The organism is Pseudomonas sp. NBRC 111132, from assembly GCF_001320565.1.
Taxonomy (GTDB): Bacteria; Pseudomonadota; Gammaproteobacteria; order Pseudomonadales; family Pseudomonadaceae; genus Aquipseudomonas; species Aquipseudomonas putida_P.
Genome location: NZ_BCBI01000083.1, coordinates 1 through 19595, shown reverse-complemented (window position 1 = coordinate 19595; position 19595 = coordinate 1). Strand labels below are relative to the sequence as shown.

The window sequence follows — 19595 nt, the reverse complement described above, 5'->3', positions numbered from 1 at the left end:
ACGGTACCCTGATCGACTCCGTGCCAGACCTGGCCGCCGCCGTGGACCGTATGCTGCTCGAACTGGGGCGCCCGCCTGCAGGCCTTGAGGCCGTGCGCCACTGGGTTGGCAATGGTGCCCAGGTGCTGGTGCGTCGGGCGTTGGCCGGAGGCATCGACCACACCACAGTGGACGACGCCCTGGCCGAGCAGGCGCTGGCGCTGTTCATGGACGCCTATGCCGAAAGCCATGAGCTGACGGTGGTCTACCCCGGCGTGCGGGACACCCTGCGCTGGCTGCGCAAGCAGGGTGTGGAGATGGCGCTGATTACCAACAAGCCTGAGCGCTTCGTTGGCCCGCTGCTGGACCAGATGAAGATCGGCAACTACTTCCGCTGGATCATCGGCGGTGACACCCTGCCGCAGAAGAAGCCCGACCCGGCGGCGCTGCTGTTCGTCATGCAGATGGCCGGTGTTACTCCGCAGCAGTCGCTGTTTGTCGGCGATTCGCGCAGTGACGTGCTGGCCGCCAAGGCAGCTGGTGTGCAATGCGTGGGCCTGACCTACGGCTACAACCATGGCCGGCCGATCAACGACGAATCCCCCAACCTGGTGATCGACGATCTGCGCGCTTTGCTGCCTGGTTGCGCAGACCCGGCCACTGGGATAACGTTGGCGAACCTTCAAGCCTCACAAGACAGAGAGCCCACCGTGGTGGTTACCGGCAAATTCTGGATGAAAGTCATCAAGGCCCTGGCCCGTTGGCGTTGGCGCGCCTGACTTTTGCCTGCCGGCGCGTGCCGGCCCGTCCGTTTGCCTGACCTACTGCTGCTTGCCACGAGGCTACTCATGAACCGCGAAGAATTCCTGCGCCTGGCCGCTGCCGGCTACAACCGCATTCCTTTGGCCTGCGAAACCCTGGCCGACTTCGACACGCCGCTGTCGATCTACCTGAAACTGGCTGACCAACCCAACTCGTACCTGCTCGAATCGGTGCAGGGCGGCGAGAAGTGGGGCCGTTACTCGATGATCGGCTTGCCGTCGCGCACGGTGATGCGTGTGCATGGCTACCACGTCAGCATCCTGCAGGATGGCGTGGAAGTGGAAAGCCACGATGTCGAAGACCCGCTGGCGTTCGTTGAAACCTTCAAGGACCGCTACAAGGTTGCCGACATTCCCGGCCTGCCGCGTTTCAACGGCGGCCTGGTCGGCTACTTCGGCTACGACTGCGTGCGTTATGTGGAAAAGCGCCTGGGCGCCAGCCCCAACCCGGACCCGCTGGGCGTGCCGGATATACTGCTGATGGTGTCCGACGCAGTGGTGGTGTTCGACAACCTGGCGGGCAAGATGCACGCCATCGTGCTAGTTGACCCGGCCGAGGAGCAGGCCTTCGAACAGGGCCAGGCACGCCTGCAAGGCTTGCTCGAAACCCTGCGTCAGCCGATCACCCCGCGCCGTGGCCTGGACCTGAGCGGCCCACAGGTCGCCGAACCGGAGTTCCGCTCCAGCTATACCCGTGAGGATTACGAGAACGCGGTCGGCCGTATCAAGGAATACATTCTGGCCGGTGACTGCATGCAGGTGGTGCCGTCACAGCGCATGTCGATCGACTTCAAGGCTGCGCCTATCGACCTGTACCGCGCGCTGCGCTGCTTCAACCCGACGCCGTACATGTACTTCTTCAACTTCGGTGACTTCCATGTGGTCGGCAGCTCGCCCGAGGTACTGGTACGTGTCGAGGACAACCTGGTCACCGTGCGCCCAATCGCCGGCACCCGCCCGCGCGGCGCCACCGAAGAGGCCGACCGCGCCCTGGAAGACGACCTGCTGTCGGACGACAAGGAAATTGCCGAGCACTTGATGCTGATCGACCTGGGCCGCAACGACGTGGGCCGTGTGTCTTCGACCGGCAGCGTGCGCCTGACCGAGAAGATGGTCATCGAGCGTTATTCCAACGTGATGCACATTGTCTCCAACGTCACCGGCCAACTGCGTGAAGGGCTGACGGCGATGGATGCACTGCGGGCGATCCTGCCGGCTGGCACCCTGTCGGGTGCACCGAAAATCCGCGCGATGGAAATCATCGACGAGCTGGAGCCGGTCAAGCGTGGAGTTTACGGTGGTGCAGTCGGCTACTTTGCCTGGAACGGCAACATGGATACCGCGATTGCCATCCGTACTGCCGTGATCAAGGACGGTGAACTGCATGTGCAAGCCGGTGGTGGCATTGTTGCCGACTCGGTACCGGCGCTGGAATGGGAAGAAACCATCAACAAGCGCCGAGCGATGTTCCGCGCGGTGGCGCTGGCCGAGCAGACGTTGACCAAATAAATGGATTGGGGCCGCAATGCGGCCCCATCCATTCAGAAGTCCACGCTCACCCCCAGGCTCACCCCCTGCTGCGTCAACTCATCACTCTTGCGCCAGTTGTAGTTCCCACGCACATGCACCCCCGCCACCAGTTCATGGCTCACCCCAAGGCTCGCTCGGGTCAGGTCGCTGTGTGGCGTATACCCGGTCAGGGTGAAGTCATTGGCCGGCAAGCGGGTCAGGTGCATCGTCACATCCTGCTGGTCGTCCTCGAACTCGTGTTCCTGCGCCACCTCGGCGAACAACCGGGTACTTGGCATTACCTGCACACTACCCAGCAACCCCACGCCTAGCCGACGTGACGTGCGTTCCTGGTCATCGAAGCCCAGTGCCGTCGAGCGCCCGCTTTTCTCGTCGTAGCCATCCACTTTCACCCGCGCATAGTCGGCACTGATGAAGGGTGCCAGCTGCCAGTCGCTGCTGTCGGCCGCCAGGTTGTAGCCCAGGCGCCCGGACATCGCCCAGGCCTCGCCGTCGGTGTCGCCCTTTTCGCTACGGCCATTCACGCCCAGGGCGAAGGTGCGTTTCAGGTCACTGTAGTCCAGGTGCCCGGCGGTCAGCGCGGCATCGGCCCACCAGCGGTCCTGGCGGTATTGGGCAAAGGCACTGGCCAGGTAGCTGTTCAGTTTGTAGTCCGAGTCTTGGTCGCCGACTTCCAGCTTCTGTCGGTATGCACCACCGGCGAGGCCCACGCGCCAGGCGTCGTTCAGGCGATAGCTGCCGCCCACAGTCAGGTTGTAGCCACGCCCATCGCCGCTGGCCGCGCTGTGCTGGCCGTCGAAGTCCAGGTCCTGGGCGCCAGTGGCGACAAAGGCTTGCCACTGACCTACGGCTTGCCAGGGTGTCTGCCACTGGTTGCGCAATTCATCCTGGTGGGCGCGCAGGCTGGCATGGGCCATTTCTGGCAGCAGGGTCAGCTCCCAAGGTGCGGAAATGATCGAATAGGCGTAGTCGGCAATCAGTTGCTGGCCCGCGATGGTCGGGTGCACCGAGTCGTTGAACAGTAGTTTGGTTGGGTCGGGGGTGGTGCCGGTGATGCCATATACCGGGTTGGCCACACAACCTTCGCCGCTGTAGCAAGTACCGACCAGGTTCTGATCGCTGGCGAGGCCGAACTGGTTGGGGCTGGCCAATGCCTCGCTCAGCAGCAAGGGAACGTTCAGCGGGATGATCTCGGCATCGATCTGCCCCAGTTGGCTGAGCAGCGACTGGTTGAAGGCGCCAGACAGCAATGACAGCGGGTTTTGTTGTGGCGTACCACTGAAGTTCGGTGTTTGGCCGAGGTCGGGCAGCAGCCAGACCATGATGTAGCGGGCGCCGCCTTGTTGCAGGGCCTGGGCGCTGGCAGCCAGGCGGGCGCCAGCGGCGATGGCATCGGTCGGGCTGTTGACCAGGCCCTGCAGGAAGTCATTGCCGCCGCCGGTCAGGTAGTACAGCGCGTTGGGGTCGGCACGCAGGCCATTGGCCAGGTAGCCCGGCTTTTCACGCAGTACCTGCCCGGCGCCGGTGCGCCCCGGTGGGATGACTGTTTCGGATGTGCTGGTGATCGAGTCCAGGATCTGTTGGGTCGTGTAGCCGCCGACTGCCCAGTTGTTGCCGTCGGGAAGCCCTAATGCCGGGTTGAGAGGCGAGGTAGAAGGACCCAGCTCGATCGGGCTCACCCCCAGCCGTCCGCCCAGGATCATTGGCGACACGGGGGCATAATTGCCATCGGCATCGCGGTTGGTAAAGCGCATGCCGCCGAACTGCCCGGCGTCACTGAGGCTGTCACCAAACACGATCAAGGTGGAATAGGGCGAGGGGGCAGCGAATGCCTGGCTGCAAGCTAAGGCCAGTGAAGCGAGAGTAAAGCGCAATAACGGGGCTTTTCGCATCAGGGAACATCCTTTTCTTTGTTTTTATTGGGACAACCCCATCGACCTTAGCAAATCGCTGTGCATCGCTCCCAAGTCCATTCGTTTCCCCGTGTTTACAGGCATATTGCGCCCGTCGCCCCGGTAGGCTACTGTGCCGGGACGTATGAGCGAGACCTATCCTGTGTTGATCGTCAGCAAACTCTTGATGCGCGTAATCAAGGCCCACGCCCGTTGGCGTTGGCGCGCCTGACTTTATCCCCTGCCGGCCCGTCCGGCCCGCCCCCGTTTGCCTTCCCGTTTACCGCCCTTTGTGGCAAAGCCGCGCCTGTGGCTGGTGCTGGAAGGTTCGAATTCTGAAGTCAGTAGATTCAAGAGGTTTAACACCATGTTACTGATGATCGACAATTACGACTCATTCACTTACAACGTCGTTCAGTACCTTGGCGAGCTGGGCGCCGAGGTCAAGGTCATTCGCAATGACGAAATGACCATCGCCCAGATCGAAGCCCTCAACCCTGAGCGCATCGTCGTATCCCCAGGCCCGTGCACGCCAAGCGAGGCGGGCGTGTCCATCGAGGCTATCCTGCATTTTGCCGGTAAGCTGCCGATCCTCGGCGTATGCCTGGGTCACCAGTCCATCGGCCAGGCTTTTGGCGGCGACGTGGTACGTGCACGCCAGGTCATGCATGGCAAGACCAGCCCGGTACATCACCGCGACCTGGGCGTGTTCGCCGGCCTTAACAACCCGCTGACCGTGACCCGTTATCACTCGCTGGTGGTAAAGCGCGAGACCCTGCCCGACTGCCTGGAGGTGACCGCCTGGACTGCCCATGAGGACGGTTCGGTCGATGAGATCATGGGCCTGCGCCATAAAACGTTGAATATCGAAGGGGTACAGTTCCACCCCGAGTCGATCTTGACCGAGCAGGGCCACGAGCTGTTCGCCAACTTCCTCAAGCAAACCGGCGGCCGCCGCTAAGGATCGAACATGGATATCAAGAGCGCGTTGGCCCGTATCGTCGGCCACCTGGACCTCTCTACCGAAGAAATGCGCGATGTCATGCGCCAGATCATGACCGGCCAATGCAGCGAGGCGCAGATCGGCGCCTTCCTGATGGGTATGCGCATGAAAAGTGAAAGCATCGACGAGATTGTCGGTGCGGTGTCGGTGATGCGTGAGCTGGCCGACAAGGTTGAACTCAAAAGCCTCGATGGTGTGGTCGACATCGTCGGCACCGGCGGCGATGGCGCCAATATCTTCAACGTCTCCACTGCTTCCGCGTTCGTCCTGGCGGCGGCGGGTTGCACGGTCGCCAAGCACGGTAACCGCGCGGTGTCCGGCAAGAGCGGCAGTGCCGACTTGCTGGAAGCGGCCGGCATCTATCTGAACCTGACGCCAACCCAAGTGGCCCGCTGCATTGACAGCCTGGGCATCGGCTTCATGTTCGCGCAAAGCCATCATTCGGCGATGAAGCATGCCGCTGGCCCGCGTCGCGAGCTGGGGTTGCGCACCCTGTTCAACATGCTCGGCCCGCTTACGAATCCGGCCGGAGTGAAGCACCAGGTGGTCGGCGTGTTTGCCCAGGCCCTGTGCCGCCCGTTGGCCGAGGTACTGCAGCGTCTGGGTAGCAAGCATGTGTTGGTGGTGCACTCGAAGGACGGCCTGGATGAGTTCAGCCTGGCTGCACCCACCTTCGTTGCCGAACTGAAGAACGACGAAATCACCGAATACTGGGTCGAGCCGGAAGACCTCGGCATGAAGAGCCAGAGTTTGCATGGCCTTGCCGTCGACAACCCGCAGGCGTCGCTGGAGCTGATCCGCGATGCGTTGGGCCGCCGCAAGACCGAAAACGGCCAGAAGGCTGCGGAAATGATCGTGCTCAATGCGGGCGCGGCACTGTATGCCGCCGATCATGCAATGACCCTGGCTCAAGGTGTGGAGCTGGCCCACGACGTACTGCACACCGGGCTGGCCTGGGAGAAGCTGCAGGAACTGGGTGCCTTTACTGCAGTATTCAAGGTGGAGAACGAAGCATGAGTGTGCCGACAGTGCTGGAAAGGATCATTGCCCGCAAGTTTCAGGAAGTGGCCGAGCGCAGCGCGCGCGTCAGCCTTGCCGAGCTGGAGGCCCTGGCCAAGGCCGCCGATGCTCCGCGTGGCTTTGCCAACGCGCTGATCGAGCAGGCCAAGCGCAAGCAGCCGGCGGTGATTGCTGAAATCAAGAAGGCTTCGCCGAGCAAAGGCGTGATCCGCGAGCACTTTGTGCCGGCGGAAATCGCGGTCAGCTACGAGAAGGGTGGCGCTACCTGCCTGTCGGTGCTGACCGATGTCGATTACTTCCAGGGTGCCGATGTGTACCTACAGCAGGCTCGCGCAGCAGTTTCCTTGCCGGTAATCCGCAAGGACTTCATGGTCGACCCTTACCAGATCGTCGAAGCCCGGGCCTTGGGCGCGGACTGCGTGCTGCTGATCGTGTCGGCGCTGGACGACGTGAAGATGGCCGAACTGGCCGCCACTGCCAAGGATGTCGGCCTTGATGTGCTAGTGGAAGTGCACGATGGCGATGAGCTGGAGCGCGCCTTGAAAACCCTCGACACGCCGCTGGTTGGGGTGAACAACCGTAACCTGCACACCTTTGAGGTGAGCTTGGAAACCACCCTCGACCTGCTGCCGCGCATTCCGCGTGATCGCTTGGCGATTACCGAGAGCGGTATTCTCAACCGAGCGGACGTGGAACTGATGGCGATCAACGAGGTTTACTCGTTCCTGGTCGGCGAAGCGTTCATGCGTGCCGAACAGCCAGGCCTGGAACTGCAACGGTTGTTCTTCCCAGAACAGGTGAAGAAAACTGTACAGCCATTGGACTGATCAAACGAAGCCGGCGTTCTTGCCGGCTTTTTTGTATGCCTGTAATGGCCCTTTCGCGGGTAAACCCGCTCCCACACAGGATGTTCACCGCCTGTAGGACCTGTGATATCCCCGTGGGAGCGGTTTTACCCGCGAAAGGGCCATCAACAACAATATCAAAGGTGGATCAATGAGCGATCAACCCCTGGCCTTGACCGTCGAACAAGGCCTGCACGCCGAACAGGAACTGCTGGCCGCCGTCTGCCGTGGCGAACGCGAGAGTGGTGTGCTGTTCTGGCGGCCGACCGATCACGCTCTGGTCATGCCTCGACGCATGAGCCGGCTGGACAACTTCGAGGCCGCCTGCGCGGAGCTGGCGATTGCCGGCTGGCCGGTACTGTTGCGTGAAACGGGTGGTGAGCCGGTGCCGCAGTCGCATTCGACGGTAAACGTTGCACTGGTCTACGCCGCCCCGCGCAGTGAAGGCGACCACGGTCGCATCGAAAATGCCTACGAGCGCCTGTGCCTGCCGCTGTGCGATGTGCTGCGCGAGTGGGGCGGGGTAGCATCGGTGGGGGAAATCGACGGGGCCTTCTGCGATGGCCGCTACAACGTCAACCTCAATGGCCGCAAACTGGTGGGCACCGCCCAGCGCTGGCGCCAGGGTTTGGGGGGCAAGCGCCCGGTGGTGCTGGTGCACGGTGCGCTGCTGCTGGACAACGAGCGTGAGTCGATGGTGGCGGCGGTCAACCGCTTCAACGAATGCTGCGAGCTGGAGCAGCGCTGCCGCGCCGATGCGCACATTGCCTTGCACGAAGTGGCGCCCGCGGTGCCCTGGTTCGAGCGCCTTTCACAGGCCTACGCCAAGGTGCTGGCCGAGCTGCCCAAGGACTAGCGGGTACCGTAGACCACCATGGTCTTGCCTTTCACCTGTACCAGGCTGCGCTCTTCGAGGTCCTTGAGGACGCGGCCGACCATTTCCCGCGAGCAACCGACGATACGGCCGATTTCCTGCCGGGTAATCTTGATCTGCATGCCATCGGGATGGGTCATGGCGTCGGGTTGCTTGCACAGTTCCAGCAGGCAACGGGCTACTCGACCGGTCACGTCGAAGAATGCCAAGTCGCCGACTTTGCGCGTAGTGTTGCGTAGGCGCTGGGCCATCTGGCTGCCCAGGGCGTAGAGAATTTCTGGGTCCTGGCGCGCCAGTTCGCGAAACTTCTCGTAGCTGATTTCGGCCACTTCGCACTCGGTTTTGGCGCGCACCCAGGCACTGCGCTGCTGTTCGCCCTCGACGGGCTCGAACAGGCCCAGCTCGCCAAAGAAATCGCCATTGTTAAGGTAGGCGATGATCATTTCATGGCCGTCATCGTCCTCGATGAGGATGGTGACCGAACCCTTGATGATGAACGACAGAGTCTCGGCCCGGTCGCCGGCGCAGATGATGTTGCTTTTGGCGGTGTAGCGGCGGCGCTGGCAGTGCACCAGCAACTTGTCGATGTTCTTGATCTTGGCGGGTAGGGCGGAGGCAACCATCACGAAATCCTGTTCGATACGAGGCATAGGCTTTTTTTAGAGGTTGGCTGACGGCAAGCGCCAGTCATTTGGCGCCAGCTTATCAGACACTACGGGATGTTTCGGTATTAAACCGACACGTCTCGTGCTTTTCCCACAGCCGCACAAGGTCTAAGCTGACACCCTTTTCCGAAAATCAGGAGTCCGGGTAGATGAAGGCACGTATCCAGTGGGCCGGTGAAGCAATGTTTCTCGGCGAGTCGGGGAGCGGCCATGTCGTCGTGATGGACGGCCCGCCCGAGGCCGGCGGTCGCAACCTGGGTGTGCGCCCGATGGAAATGCTGTTGCTGGGCCTGGGTGGTTGCAGCAGTTTTGACGTGGTGAGCATTCTGAAAAAGTCGCGCCAGGCGGTGGAAAGCTGCGAGGCGTTCCTGGAGGCGGAACGCGCCAGCGAAGACCCGAAGGTGTTCACCAAGATTCACATGAACTTCGTGGTGAAAGGGCGTGGGCTGAAAGAAGCGCAGGTCAAGCGGGCGGTGGAGCTGTCGGCAGAGAAGTACTGCTCGGCTTCGATCATGCTCGAGCGTGCCGGGGTTGAGATTACCCATGGCTACGAGATTGTAGAACTGGGTTAAAGCTGAGATTTTGGGGCCGCTTCGCGGCCCATCGCGACACAAGGCCGCTCCTACAGGGGAACGCGTACTTCCTGTAGGAGCGGCCCCGACACTATCAGCTCCGAAGCGCGGGCAGTGCAGCTTGCACCCACCCCGGCAACCACCTTCGCATCACTTGGCTCAACCGCTCCCGCCGCTTCTGGTAAACCAGCCCCAGCCAGATAACCCCCAGCCCGATCAAGGTCACCACCACCGGGAACAGCAGCGACTCGGCAAACACCTCGTACGACAGGTACCCCAGGTAAGCCGCCACCCCCAGCGCACCAAACACCATGAACACCGGCCGGCGCAGCAGCACCGCCATGCCCATCAGCACAATGTTGATCAGGCAGTACAGGGCCTTGCCCAACTCACTGCCACTGTCCACCAGTGTCAGTCCGCCCCAGAATGCCGCCAGCCCGGCCAGGTAGCCCCAGCGGGCGTAGTCCTCACGCGTGCGGCCGTCTATCACCAGGAACACCACCAGCAAGGCCAACCCGAACCACAGCGAAACCTCCCGGCGCTGCTCCCAGCTGAACGGCGAGCCGAAGAACCACTCGCTCAGGTCCATCGACATGAACCACAAGGCCACGGCGATCGGCATGACCACAAACGGGTAGGGGATCAGCCGCAGCATCAGCAACCCGGCCAGCACCGTGGCCGCTTCCATCGCCAGCCAGCCGCCTTGCACGTAGGTGTAGTACTGGTGGTAGTTGGCCTGGGCGTCGTCCAGTGGCCACCAGCCTGCCAGGCGTTCGATGGCGAACACTGCCAGCGGCACGATGCTGACCGCCACTGCTGCCAGTACCCCGGCAGCTACCGGTTGGGCGCGGCGCTGCAGGTTGAGGGCGAACAGGGTGATCAGCAGGATGTAGAGGGTGGCGATGATCAACAGCGCGCCATCACCGATGCTCATCCAGGCCTCGGTGAGCAACCAGCCCATGGCCGCCATGATCAACATGGCGCCAAAGTAGAAGGCAACATGGGCCAGCTGAAAACTGCCACGTGGTGCCGGTTGCTGGCGCAGGAATGCCAACAAGGTCTGGTCCTGGCCCGGTTGGAGAATGCCAGCGTGTACTGCGCGTGCCAGGTCCTTGGCGTCGAAACGGTCCGTCATGGTGATGCCTTCAGATGCGGTAGGTGCTCTTGGTCATGACCTTGGCCAGCAAGCTCATGCCAAAACGGACCGGAGCCGGGAAGCGATAACCACCGGCTTCCAGTGCAGACTCGGCGTGCTGCTCTTCGTCGATGCGCATCTGCTCGAGAATGGCCCGGGATTTTTCATCTTCGTGCGGGATCTGCTCCAGGTGCTCGTCGAGGTGCTTGCACACTTGATGCTCGGTAGCGGCGACGAAGCCCAGGCTGACCTTGTCGCTGACCAGCCCGGCGAGTGCGCCGATGCCGAACGACATGCCATAGAAAAGAGGGTTGAGCACACTCGGGTGGCTGTTCAGTTGGCGAATCCGCTGTTCGCACCAGGCCAGGTGGTCGATTTCTTCCTCGGCGGCATGCTCCATGGCCTTGCGCACTTCGGGCAGCTTGGCGGTCAGTGCCTGGCCCTGGTACAGCGCTTGGGCGCAGACTTCACCGGTGTGGTTGATGCGCATGAGCCCGGCAATGTGGCGGGATTGTTGCTCGTCCAGGTCGGCGTCTGGCTGGATGATGGCCGGCGATGGGCGGGCGGGTTGGCCGCTGAAGGGCAGCAAGGTGCGCATGGCGGTATCGGCCTGCAGCAACAAGCGGTCGAGCGGCGAGTAGTGACGTTCGGTAGCCATCGGGCACCTCCGCAAGAATGTGCCCGACAGTTTACCGCAATAGCAGCGGGGTCGCTTGCCGTGGATCAGCCCGGTGGCCAGTTCATCTGGCGCTGGCCAAGCACGTGCATATGTATGTGGTAGACCGTCTGGCCGCCTTTCGGGTTGCAGTTCATGACCACGCGGAAGCCCTCTTCGCAGCCTTGCTCGACCGCTAGACGTTGGGCAGTGAAGAGGATGTGGCCAGCCAGGGCCTTGTCTTCTTCGGTCAGGTCATTGAGCGTACGAATGTGCTTTTTCGGGATGACCAGAAAATGTACCGGTGCCGCGGGTGCAATGTCCTTGAAGGCCAGGATCTGGTCGTCTTCGTAGATGATATCCGCCGGGATTTCCCGGTTGATGATTTTGAGGAATAGATCGTCCACAGCACTTGCTCCATGGTGAGGGTCGGGCCGAGTGTACTCAGCCGGGCGCCGCTCGCCCAGTGGCTATTCCATGCCGACCGGGCAATAGCGGCGGTGGATGGCCCCGGCCAGCTTGCGCACCAGCCAGCGTGGCAGCAGGCGCGGGGCGAATGCCAGCCAGCGGTTGCGCCGGCCAGGCATGATCAGCGCGCGGTTCTTGTCCAGTGCGCGCACGGTGTACAGCGCTACTTCCTCGGGGCTGAGGCAGCGTGGTTTGCCGTCGAGCCGCGCAATGCGCCGCCGCGCGGAACGCACTGGGCCGGGGCATAGTACCGAGACCTTGATGCCGGTGCGCTTGAGCTCTTCGCGAAGCGCCTGGGAAAAACTCAGTACATACGCCTTGCTGGCGGCATAGGCTGCCATCCACGGGCCGGGTGCCATCCCGGCCAGGCCGGCGACGTTGAGGATCTGCCCGCCGCCCTGCACGGCCATCAGGTTGCCGATGGCGTGGCACAGGCGGCTCAGGGCCAGCACGTTGACCTCCAGCAGGTCTTGCTCGTCGGCCCACTCATGGGCCAGGAACGGCCCGTAGGTGCGTAACCCCGCGCAGTTGACCAGCAGATCGATACGCCGTTCGCCTTCTTCCAGTTCCAGTACGAAGCCAGACAGGCGCAGCGGCTGGCTGAGGTCGCAGGCGCGGAACAGCACCTCGACCCCGAAGCGCTGGGTAAGCTCGATGGCTACAGGCTCCAGTGTTTCTCGCTGACGTGCTACCAGGATCAGGTTGCGCCCACGCCGTGCCAGCGCTTCCGCCAGGGCCAGGCCCAGGCCGCTGGAAGCACCAGTGATCATGGCGTAACGGGTCATGCAAGGCTCCTGGGGGCTAAAGAGGGCGCCTAGTGTACAGCTTGGCCGGGCAAGGTGTTGCCTTTTGCTACAAGGTGCGGATGCGCAGAACCTGGCAGCGCTCCAAGGCTTCCCGGTACTCCTTTTGGAGCCGTTCGATCAATTCAGTGGTGCTGGGCAGGTCATGGATTTCGCCGACGCCCTGGCCCGCCGACCATACGGTCTTCCAGGCTTTGGCCTCGTCGTCGATCGGCTTGAGCTTGCCTTGCTCGTGGCCGCTCTTGAGGGCATTCATGTCATAGCCGGCCTGCTCCAGGCTCGAACGCAGGAAGCTGGCAGGGATGCCGGACACTGCCGGGGTGTGGATGATGTCGGCGGCATGGGCATCGAGCAGCATCTGCTTGTAGGCATCCTGGGCGTGGCTTTCTGCGGTGGCGATGAAGCGCGTGCCCATGTAGGCCAGATCGGCGCCCAGCACTTGTGCCGCGAGGATTTCGTGGCCGTGGTTGATGCAACCAGCCAGCAGCAGGGTCTTGTCGAAAAACTGACGAATTTCCGCTGCCAGGGCGAACGGGCTCCAGGTGCCGGCGTGGCCACCCGCACCTGCGGCGACGGCGATCAGGCCATCGACACCTGCTTCGGCGGCTTTCTCGGCATGGCGGCGAGTGGTGACATCGTGGAACACCAGGCCGCCATAGCCATGCACGGCGTCGACCACTTCCTTTACCGCCCCCAGGCTGGTGATGACGATCGGCACGCGATGTTCTACGCACAAGGCCAGGTCGGCCTGCAGGCGTGGGTTGGTCGGGTCCACGATCAGGTTGACGGCATAGGGGGCTGGCGCCTGCAATTGCGTCAGGCCCGCCTCGATCTCCTCCAGCCAGGCCTTGAAACCGGCGCTGTCGCGCTGGTTAAGGGCCGGGAAACTGCCGACCACACCGCTGGCGCAGCAGGCCAGCACCAGTTTGGGGTTGGAGATCAGGAACATCGGCGCCGCGACCACAGGCAGGCGCAAGCGTTGTTCGAGCAAGGCAGGTAACGACATGGCAAGGCTCCTTGAGCGGGTGGCTATGTCAGAACGGTTTGACCACCACCAGAATTACGATACCCAGCAGGAACAGCACGGGCACTTCGTTGAACCAGCGATAGTAGACGTGGCTGCGGGTATTGGTGCCGCTGGCGAAGCGTTTGCGTTGGGCACCGCATACGTGATGGTAGCCGGTCAGCAGGATCACCAGGGTCAGCTTGGCATGCAGCCAGCCTTGGCTCAGCCAACCGGGGGTGAGGTACAGCATCCAGGCACCGAACACGTAGGTGGCGATCATCGCCGGGTTCATGATGCCGCGGTACAGCTTACGCTCCATGGTGATGAAGCGTTCCTGGCTGATGCTGTCCTGGCTCTGGGCGTGGTAGACGAACAGCCGCGGCAGGTAGAACAGGCCGGCGAACCAGCTGACCACGCTGACGATGTGCAGCGCTTTGATCCATAGGTAAAGCATGGAGGGAGTTCCTTCAGGTATTCACGGTCGTCAGATAGTAGTGGTCAAGCGCCCGAAGGGTCACCCGAAGAGTTGTTACAGGCGCCTTGCGCCCCTATTATCGTGCGCTTTCCAGACGGCTCGTTGATAAGGGGCAAGCGTTATGATCAAGGTCGGTATCGTCGGCGGCACGGGTTACACCGGCGTCGAACTGTTGCGTCTGCTGGCACAGCATCCACAGGCCGAAGTGGCGGTCATCACTTCGCGCTCCGAGGCGGGCGTGGCGGTGGCGGACATGTACCCGAACCTGCGCGGCCATTATGACGGGCTGGCCTTCAGCGTGCCCGACAGCAAGGCCCTGGCTGCTTGCGATGTGGTGTTCTTCGCTACCCCGCATGGTGTTGCCCACGCCCTGGCAGGTGAACTGCTGGCGGCTGGCACGAAGGTGATCGACCTGTCGGCCGACTTCCGCCTGCAGGATGCCGCCGAGTGGGGCAAGTGGTATGGCCAGCCGCACGGTGCGCCAGAACTGCTCAAGGATGCGGTGTACGGCCTGCCTGAAGTCAACCGCGAGAAGATCCGCCAGGCACGCCTGATCGCGGTGCCGGGTTGCTACCCGACCGCAACCCAGTTGGGCTTCCTGCCGCTGCTGGAAGCGGGCCTGGCCGACCCGTCGCGCCTGATCGCTGATTGCAAGTCGGGTGTCAGCGGTGCTGGCCGTGGTGCTGCGGTCGGTTCGCTGTTCTGTGAGGCTGGCGAAAGCATGAAGGCCTACGCAGTGAAAGGTCACCGTCATCTGCCTGAAATCAGCCAGGGCCTGCGCCTGGCTGCTGGCAAGGACATCGGCCTTACCTTCGTGCCGCACCTGACGCCGATGATCCGGGGTATCCACGCCACCCTGTACGCGAATGTTGTCGATACGTCGGTCGACCTCCAGGCGTTATTCGAAAAGCGTTATGCCGACGAGCCGTTCGTCGACGTGATGCCCGCTGGCAGTCACCCGGAAACACGCAGCGTGCGCGGCGCCAACGTCTGCCGCATTGCCGTTCATCGCCCGCAGGGTGGTGACCTGGTGGTGGTGCTGTCGGTAATCGACAACCTGGTCAAGGGGGCCTCTGGCCAGGCGGTACAGAACCTCAACATCCTGTTCGGCCTGGATGAGCGCATGGGCCTGTCCCATGCCGGCTTGCTGCCTTAATCACCCTGCGTTCGAAAAAGGCCCGCGTCGTGCGGGCCTTTTTGCATGTCGCGACTAAAGCCGCACAATTCTTGACCGATTTTCTCGGGAAAGCGGATAATGCGCGTCATCGAGTTTTATGGCGGCTACCGCGCCGGGAGAATCAACATGAGCGTCGAAACCTTCACCCCTACCGGTCTGGAGTTTACCCATGGGGCAGCCCAGAAGGTGAAGAACCTGGTCAATGAGGAAGGTAATGAACGTCTGAAGCTGCGGGTGTTCGTGACCGGTGGCGGTTGCTCGGGCTTCCAGTACGGCTTCACTTTCGATGAAGACGTGGCCGAAGACGACACCATTGTCGAGCGAGAGGGCGTTTCCCTGGTGGTCGACCCGATGAGCTTTCAGTACCTGGCCGGCGCCGAAGTGGACTACCAGGAAGGCCTGGAAGGGTCGCGCTTCGTCATCAAGAACCCGAATGCGGCCACCACCTGTGGTTGCGGGTCGTCGTTCTCGATCTGAGGCCTGGCCAAAACGAAACGCCGCGCAATTGCGCGGCGTTTTGCTGTCTGGCGTAGCGATTATGCCGGGTAGATTGCGCCCAATACCCGCAGGCCCTTGGCTGCAGTGACGCTGGGGCGGTTGGCGGCGATGCCCTCCAGGCAGCAGTGGGCCAGCCAGGCAAAGGCCATGGCCTCGACCCAGTCAGGATCTACGCCATGGGCGCCGGTGCTGGCGACACGGGCCCTGGGTAGCAGCTGGGCGAGGCGGGCCATCAGGGCGCCGTTACGTGCGCCACCCCCGCACACCAACAACGCTTCGGTGCCCTGCTGGGCACTGCCGAGTGAGTCGATGATGCTGCGAGCGGTAAGCTCCAGCAACGTCGCCTGTACATCTTCGTCCTGGTAAGCGGGCAGGTGCGCCAGGTGGCCATCCAGCCAAAGCAGGTTGAACACCTCGCGGCCGGTGCTTTTCGGGCCGCTACCGGCGAAGAATGGGTCGGCGAGCAATGCGTTGAGCAAGCCAGCCTGTACCACCCCCGAGGCCGCCCAGGCACCGTCGGCATCGTAGGCCTGACCGCGCTTGCGTTCGATCCAGGCATCCAGCAGCACGTTACCGGGGCCGCAGTCGAAGCCGTGAACCGGCTTGTCCTGTTCGATCAGGCTCAGGTTGCTGAAGCCGCCCACGTTCAGGATCGCCAGGCGCTGGCCCAGGTGCCCGAACAGGGTTTCGTGAAACGCCGGTACCAGCGGCGCACCTTGGCCACTGGCAGCCACATCACGCCGCCGGAAGTCGGCAACCACGCTGATACCGGTAAGCTCGGCGAGCAGCGCCGGGTTGCCGATCTGCACGGTAAACCCGCGTGCGGGTTCGTGGCGGATGGTCTGACCGTGGCTGCCGATAGCGCGAATGGCACTGGCCTGGAGCCCCTGACGGGCCAGCAACTGGCGGATACCATCGCCCGCCAGGCTGGCCCAGCGGTTTTCTGCCAATGCCGCACGTGCGATCTCGTCAGGGCCACTGCTGCACAGGGCAAGCAGTTCCTGACGCAGGTCACTGGGCATGGGCAGGTAAAGGGTGGCGAGCAGTTCAAGCTGCTCGCTTTGTTCGATCAAGGCGATGTCCAGCCCATCGAGGCTGGTGCCGGACATTACCCCCAGGTAGAGCGCCATGGTTTAGCGCTTGTTCGCTGCGAGCAGAGTGGCCTTTTCCTGATCCATGCGGGCGATCAGCGGCTGACTCTGCTGCAGGAAGCGCTGGCGCTCGTTCTTGGCGATCGGGTCGGCCATTGGTACCTTCTGGCTCAGCGGGTCGACGTGCACACCGTTGACCTGGAACTCGTAGTGCAGGTGCGGCCCGGTGGACAGGCCGGTGGTACCGATGTAGCCAATGATCTGGCCCTGCTTGACCGAACTGCCGGTCTTGATGCCCTTGGCAAAGCCCTGCATATGGCCGTACAGCGTCTTGTAGCGGTTGCCGTGTTGGATGATCACGGTATTGCCGTAGCCACCACGGCGCCCGGCCAGTTCGATGCGGCCGTCACCGGCAGCCTTGATCGGCGTACCGCGCGGGGCAGCGTAGTCAACGCCTTTGTGGGCGCGAATCTTGTTCAGGATTGGATGCTTGCGGCCAGCGGAAAAGCGCGAGCTGATGCGAGCGAAGTCGACCGGGGTACGGATGAAGGCCTTGCGCAGGCTGTTGCCGTCTGCGGTGTAGTAGGTACTGTTGCCCTGCTTGTTGGTATAACGCACGGCGGTGTAGGTTTTGCCGCGGTTGGTAAAGCGGGCGGACAGGATGTTGCCGGTGCCGACGACCTTGCCGTCCATCACCTTCTGCTCGTAGACCACGTCGAACTCGTCGCCTGGGCGAATATCCTGGGCAAAGTCGATGTCGTAGCCCAATACGCGAGCCATGTCCATGGTCATGCTGTGGGACAGGCCGGCACGCTGGGCCGAGGCCGACAGCGAGCTCTTGATCACACCGTGGGCGTAGGCGGTACGCACCACCGGCTTGCTGATTTCACGGTTGAAGGCATAGCCCTTGGCGGTCTTGGTCAGGCGAATGGTTTCGAGGTTGCTGACCTTGCTGTGCAGGCTGGCCAGTTGGCCATCCTTGTCGAGTTCGAACTGCAGCACTTGACCGTGCTTGAGCTGGCTGAACTGCTTGGCCTGCTTGTTACTTGCCAGCACGTCATGCACGGCATTGGCCGGCAGCCCAACCTTGGCGAACAGCGTGGACAGAGTATCGCCACGGGCCACGGTAACCTCGCGGTGGCCAGGTTCCTTGGCGGCTTCTGCGACGGGTTCGGCGGTGGGGGTTTGCTGTTCGGCCTTCTGGGTTTCGGGGGCAGCGTCCTCGATCTGGGCGAAAGGCGAGCCTTGCTCTCCTTCTGCCTGCACCAGCGGCGCTGCGCGGGATTCGTCTTTCAGCTGCTCGGCAGGGCTTTCCAGCTCGAGGTTGAGGGTGGTTTTCTTGGCTTCCACTTCGCTGGAGGGAAATACCAGCAAAGCCAGGCTGAGCAGGGCGGCGATGCCGCTGGCGGCCAACAGATGGCTCTTCGGATAAAGCGGGGGCGCTTTAGGCGGTTCGTTGGTCATGGGCAAGGTGACTTTGAAAAAGGTGAAATGGAAAAGATGAATGACATGATGAAGATGAAATAACTGTATAAAATATAACCAAATCCATTTTCACGCAAGGGCGCGTAGACGCCGCAAACCTGTGTCCGGGTCACATTCCTTTGCGAAACTTGTAATTGACGGCCGATCTTGTATGGTTGGCTCCCCCTGAATCTGAGCCTTGCGGGTTTGTCTATGAAGTCGGTTGAAGAGCAGCTGGCGCTTATCAAGCGCGGTGCGGAAGAAGTACTGGTCGAGTCGGAACTGGTGGAGAAGCTCAAGCGCGGCCAGCCTCTGCGCATCAAGGCCGGCTTCGATCCGACCGCACCTGACCTGCACCTTGGCCATACGGTGCTGATCAACAAGCTGCGCCAGTTCCAAGAACTGGGTCATCAGGTCATCTTCCTTATAGGTGACTTCACCGGCATGATCGGCGACCCCAGCGGCAAGAGTGCCACGCGCCCGCCGCTGACTCGCGAGCAGGTGCTGGACAATGCCGAGACCTACAAGCAGCAGGTGTTCAAGATCCTCGACCCGGCCAAGACCGAGGTCGCGTTCAACTCCACCTGGATGGACAAGCTGACCCCAGCCGACTTCATTCGCCTTGCGTCGCAATATACCGTTGCGCGCATGCTCGAGCGTGATGACTTCGACAAGCGTTACACCACCAACCAGCCGATTGCCATCCACGAGTTCCTCTACCCGCTGGTGCAAGGCTACGACTCGGTGGCGCTGAAGGCGGACGTCGAGCTGGGTGGCACCGACCAGAAGTTCAACCTGTTGATGGGGCGCGAGCTGCAGCGCGCCTATGGCCAGGAAGCGCAGAACATCGTCACCATGCCGCTGCTCGAGGGGCTTGATGGCGTGAAGAAGATGTCGAAGTCGCTGGGTAACTATGTAGGTATCCAGGAAGCGCCGGGGGTTATGTACGGCAAGCTGGTATCGATTCCCGATACCCTGATGTGGCGCTACTTCGAGCTGCTGAGCTTCCGTTCGATGGAGGAGATCGAGCAGTTCCGTGCCGACGTCGCCAAGGGTGCCAACCCGCGGGACATCAAGATCAAGCTGGCAGAAGAGATCGTTGCGCGCTTCCATGGTGAAGAGGCTGCCGCCAATGCTCACCGTGCTGCGGGTAACCGCATGAAGGAAGGCGAGCTGCCGGAAGACCTGCCGGAGATCGAAGTGGCTGCGTCGGAAGACCTGCCGATCGCTGCCGTGCTGAACCGGGCTGGCCTGGTGAAGAACTCGGCACAGGCGCGTGACTTGCTGAATGGCGGTGCGGTGAAGGTTGATGGTGCGGTGGTCGACAAGGACTTCATGTTTGTCCTCGGTGCTACTCACGTGTGCCAGGCGGGGAAGAAGTCGTTTGGCCGGGTTACCCTTAAGGCCGAGTGATCGTCTGGTGGTGTAGCTATATAGAAGCGGGGAGGCCGTCAGGCCTCCCCGCTTTGTTTTTCAGCGATATGAAGGTTTATTGAAATTAAAGGTTGACGGGGTTTCGAATCCCCTTATAATGCGCCCCGCTTCCAGCGACATCGGAACGACAAACTCCTTGAGATTCAATGGGTTAAGTAGTTAAGGTGGTGTTGGAAGGGCTACGATCG

20 protein-coding genes are annotated in these 19595 nt (G+C 62.1%); 10 read left to right on the top strand and 10 right to left on the bottom strand.

From position 1 onward, the window contains the following. Together APH35_RS26215 and trpE are read left to right on the top strand one after the other, a co-directional pair. On the top strand, window positions 1–758 hold a 758-nt coding region (locus APH35_RS26215), incomplete at its 5' end, for a phosphoglycolate phosphatase (RefSeq protein WP_060515756.1). A gap of 69 nt (window positions 759–827) precedes the next feature. Next, a complete protein-coding gene (gene trpE / locus APH35_RS26210) occupies window positions 828–2309 on the top strand; it encodes an anthranilate synthase component I (RefSeq protein ID WP_060515755.1) in 1482 nt (493 codons plus the stop codon). A gap of 32 nt (window positions 2310–2341) precedes the next feature. Here trpE and estP read toward each other — a convergent pair whose 3' ends face one another. Next, the gene (gene estP / locus APH35_RS26205) at window positions 2342–4222 is read right to left on the bottom strand and encodes an esterase EstP (RefSeq protein ID WP_060515754.1); all 1881 of its coding nucleotides are present in this window, start codon (window positions 4220–4222) and stop codon (window positions 2342–2344) included. Between the two features lie 367 nt (window positions 4223–4589). Here estP and APH35_RS26200 point away from each other — a divergent pair, with 367 nt between their 5' ends. From APH35_RS26200 to APH35_RS26185, 4 genes are all read left to right on the top strand, one after another. Then, window positions 4590–5183 carry an aminodeoxychorismate/anthranilate synthase component II gene (locus APH35_RS26200; protein WP_012270214.1) on the top strand — a complete coding sequence of 198 codons (594 nt, stop codon included), beginning with the start codon at window positions 4590–4592 and terminating at the stop codon, window positions 5181–5183. 9 nt (window positions 5184–5192) lie between these two features. After that, the gene (gene trpD / locus APH35_RS26195) at window positions 5193–6242 is read left to right on the top strand and encodes an anthranilate phosphoribosyltransferase (protein WP_012270215.1); all 1050 of its coding nucleotides are present in this window, start codon (window positions 5193–5195) and stop codon (window positions 6240–6242) included. Continuing rightward, the gene (trpC, locus tag APH35_RS26190; protein ID WP_012270216.1) at window positions 6239–7072 is read left to right on the top strand and encodes an indole-3-glycerol phosphate synthase TrpC; all 834 of its coding nucleotides are present in this window, start codon (window positions 6239–6241) and stop codon (window positions 7070–7072) included. Before trpD ends, trpC begins: the two co-directional genes overlap by 4 nt. Before the next feature lie 169 nt (window positions 7073–7241). Further along, entirely contained in the window at window positions 7242–7946 is a 705-nt protein-coding gene (locus APH35_RS26185) for a lipoate--protein ligase family protein (protein ID WP_012270217.1), read from the top strand. Here APH35_RS26185 and crp read toward each other — a convergent pair. Continuing rightward, window positions 7943–8587: a cAMP-activated global transcriptional regulator CRP gene (crp, locus tag APH35_RS26180; protein ID WP_012270218.1), complete on the bottom strand. Its 645-nt coding sequence runs from the start codon at window positions 8585–8587 to the stop codon at window positions 7943–7945. The genes APH35_RS26185 and crp overlap by 4 nt on opposite strands. Before the next feature lie 191 nt (window positions 8588–8778). Here crp and APH35_RS26175 point away from each other — a divergent pair, with 191 nt between their 5' ends. Continuing rightward, window positions 8779–9201 carry an OsmC family protein gene (locus APH35_RS26175; protein ID WP_004376171.1) on the top strand — a complete coding sequence of 141 codons (423 nt, stop codon included), beginning with the start codon at window positions 8779–8781 and terminating at the stop codon, window positions 9199–9201. A gap of 94 nt (window positions 9202–9295) precedes the next feature. Here APH35_RS26175 and APH35_RS26170 read toward each other — a convergent pair whose 3' ends face one another. From APH35_RS26170 to hemJ, 6 genes are all read right to left on the bottom strand, one after another. Beyond that, window positions 9296–10336: a hypothetical protein gene (locus APH35_RS26170; protein WP_060515753.1), complete on the bottom strand. Its 1041-nt coding sequence runs from the start codon at window positions 10334–10336 to the stop codon at window positions 9296–9298. A 10-nt stretch (window positions 10337–10346) separates the two neighbouring features. Next, entirely contained in the window at window positions 10347–10994 is a 648-nt protein-coding gene (coq7, locus tag APH35_RS26165; protein ID WP_012270220.1) for a 2-polyprenyl-3-methyl-6-methoxy-1,4-benzoquinone monooxygenase, read from the bottom strand. Between the two features lie 65 nt (window positions 10995–11059). After that, complete coding sequence (locus APH35_RS26160) at window positions 11060–11398, bottom strand: histidine triad nucleotide-binding protein (RefSeq protein WP_003255518.1); 339 nt, start codon at window positions 11396–11398, stop codon at window positions 11060–11062. Window positions 11399–11461: 63 nt separating this feature from the next. Then, a complete protein-coding gene (locus tag APH35_RS26155) occupies window positions 11462–12244 on the bottom strand; it encodes an SDR family NAD(P)-dependent oxidoreductase (RefSeq protein WP_060494469.1) in 783 nt (260 codons plus the stop codon). A 67-nt stretch (window positions 12245–12311) separates the two neighbouring features. Beyond that, a complete protein-coding gene (locus APH35_RS26150) occupies window positions 12312–13268 on the bottom strand; it encodes an NAD(P)H-dependent flavin oxidoreductase (protein ID WP_060515752.1) in 957 nt (318 codons plus the stop codon). Between the two features lie 28 nt (window positions 13269–13296). Beyond that, window positions 13297–13722 carry a protoporphyrinogen oxidase HemJ gene (gene hemJ, locus APH35_RS26145; protein WP_060515751.1) on the bottom strand — a complete coding sequence of 142 codons (426 nt, stop codon included), beginning with the start codon at window positions 13720–13722 and terminating at the stop codon, window positions 13297–13299. A gap of 142 nt (window positions 13723–13864) precedes the next feature. Here hemJ and argC point away from each other — a divergent pair, with 142 nt between their 5' ends. Both argC and erpA read left to right on the top strand, forming a co-directional pair. After that, a complete protein-coding gene (gene argC / locus APH35_RS26140; protein ID WP_012270224.1) occupies window positions 13865–14899 on the top strand; it encodes an N-acetyl-gamma-glutamyl-phosphate reductase in 1035 nt (344 codons plus the stop codon). Window positions 14900–15046: 147 nt separating this feature from the next. Continuing rightward, window positions 15047–15397 (top strand): iron-sulfur cluster insertion protein ErpA, encoded by a 351-nt coding sequence (erpA, locus tag APH35_RS26135; RefSeq protein WP_003255511.1) that lies wholly within the window; start codon window positions 15047–15049, stop codon window positions 15395–15397. 59 nt (window positions 15398–15456) lie between these two features. Here erpA and APH35_RS26130 read toward each other — a convergent pair whose 3' ends face one another. Then, the gene (locus APH35_RS26130; RefSeq protein WP_012270225.1) at window positions 15457–16548 is read right to left on the bottom strand and encodes an anhydro-N-acetylmuramic acid kinase; all 1092 of its coding nucleotides are present in this window, start codon (window positions 16546–16548) and stop codon (window positions 15457–15459) included. 3 nt (window positions 16549–16551) lie between these two features. Next, complete coding sequence (locus APH35_RS26125; protein ID WP_012270226.1) at window positions 16552–17973, bottom strand: peptidoglycan DD-metalloendopeptidase family protein; 1422 nt, start codon at window positions 17971–17973, stop codon at window positions 16552–16554. A gap of 213 nt (window positions 17974–18186) precedes the next feature. On the opposite strand from APH35_RS26125, the gene tyrS reads away from it, so the two are divergent. Continuing rightward, window positions 18187–19386 carry a tyrosine--tRNA ligase gene (gene tyrS / locus APH35_RS26120; protein WP_012270227.1) on the top strand — a complete coding sequence of 400 codons (1200 nt, stop codon included), beginning with the start codon at window positions 18187–18189 and terminating at the stop codon, window positions 19384–19386. The last annotated feature ends 209 nt before the right edge of the window (window positions 19387–19595 follow it).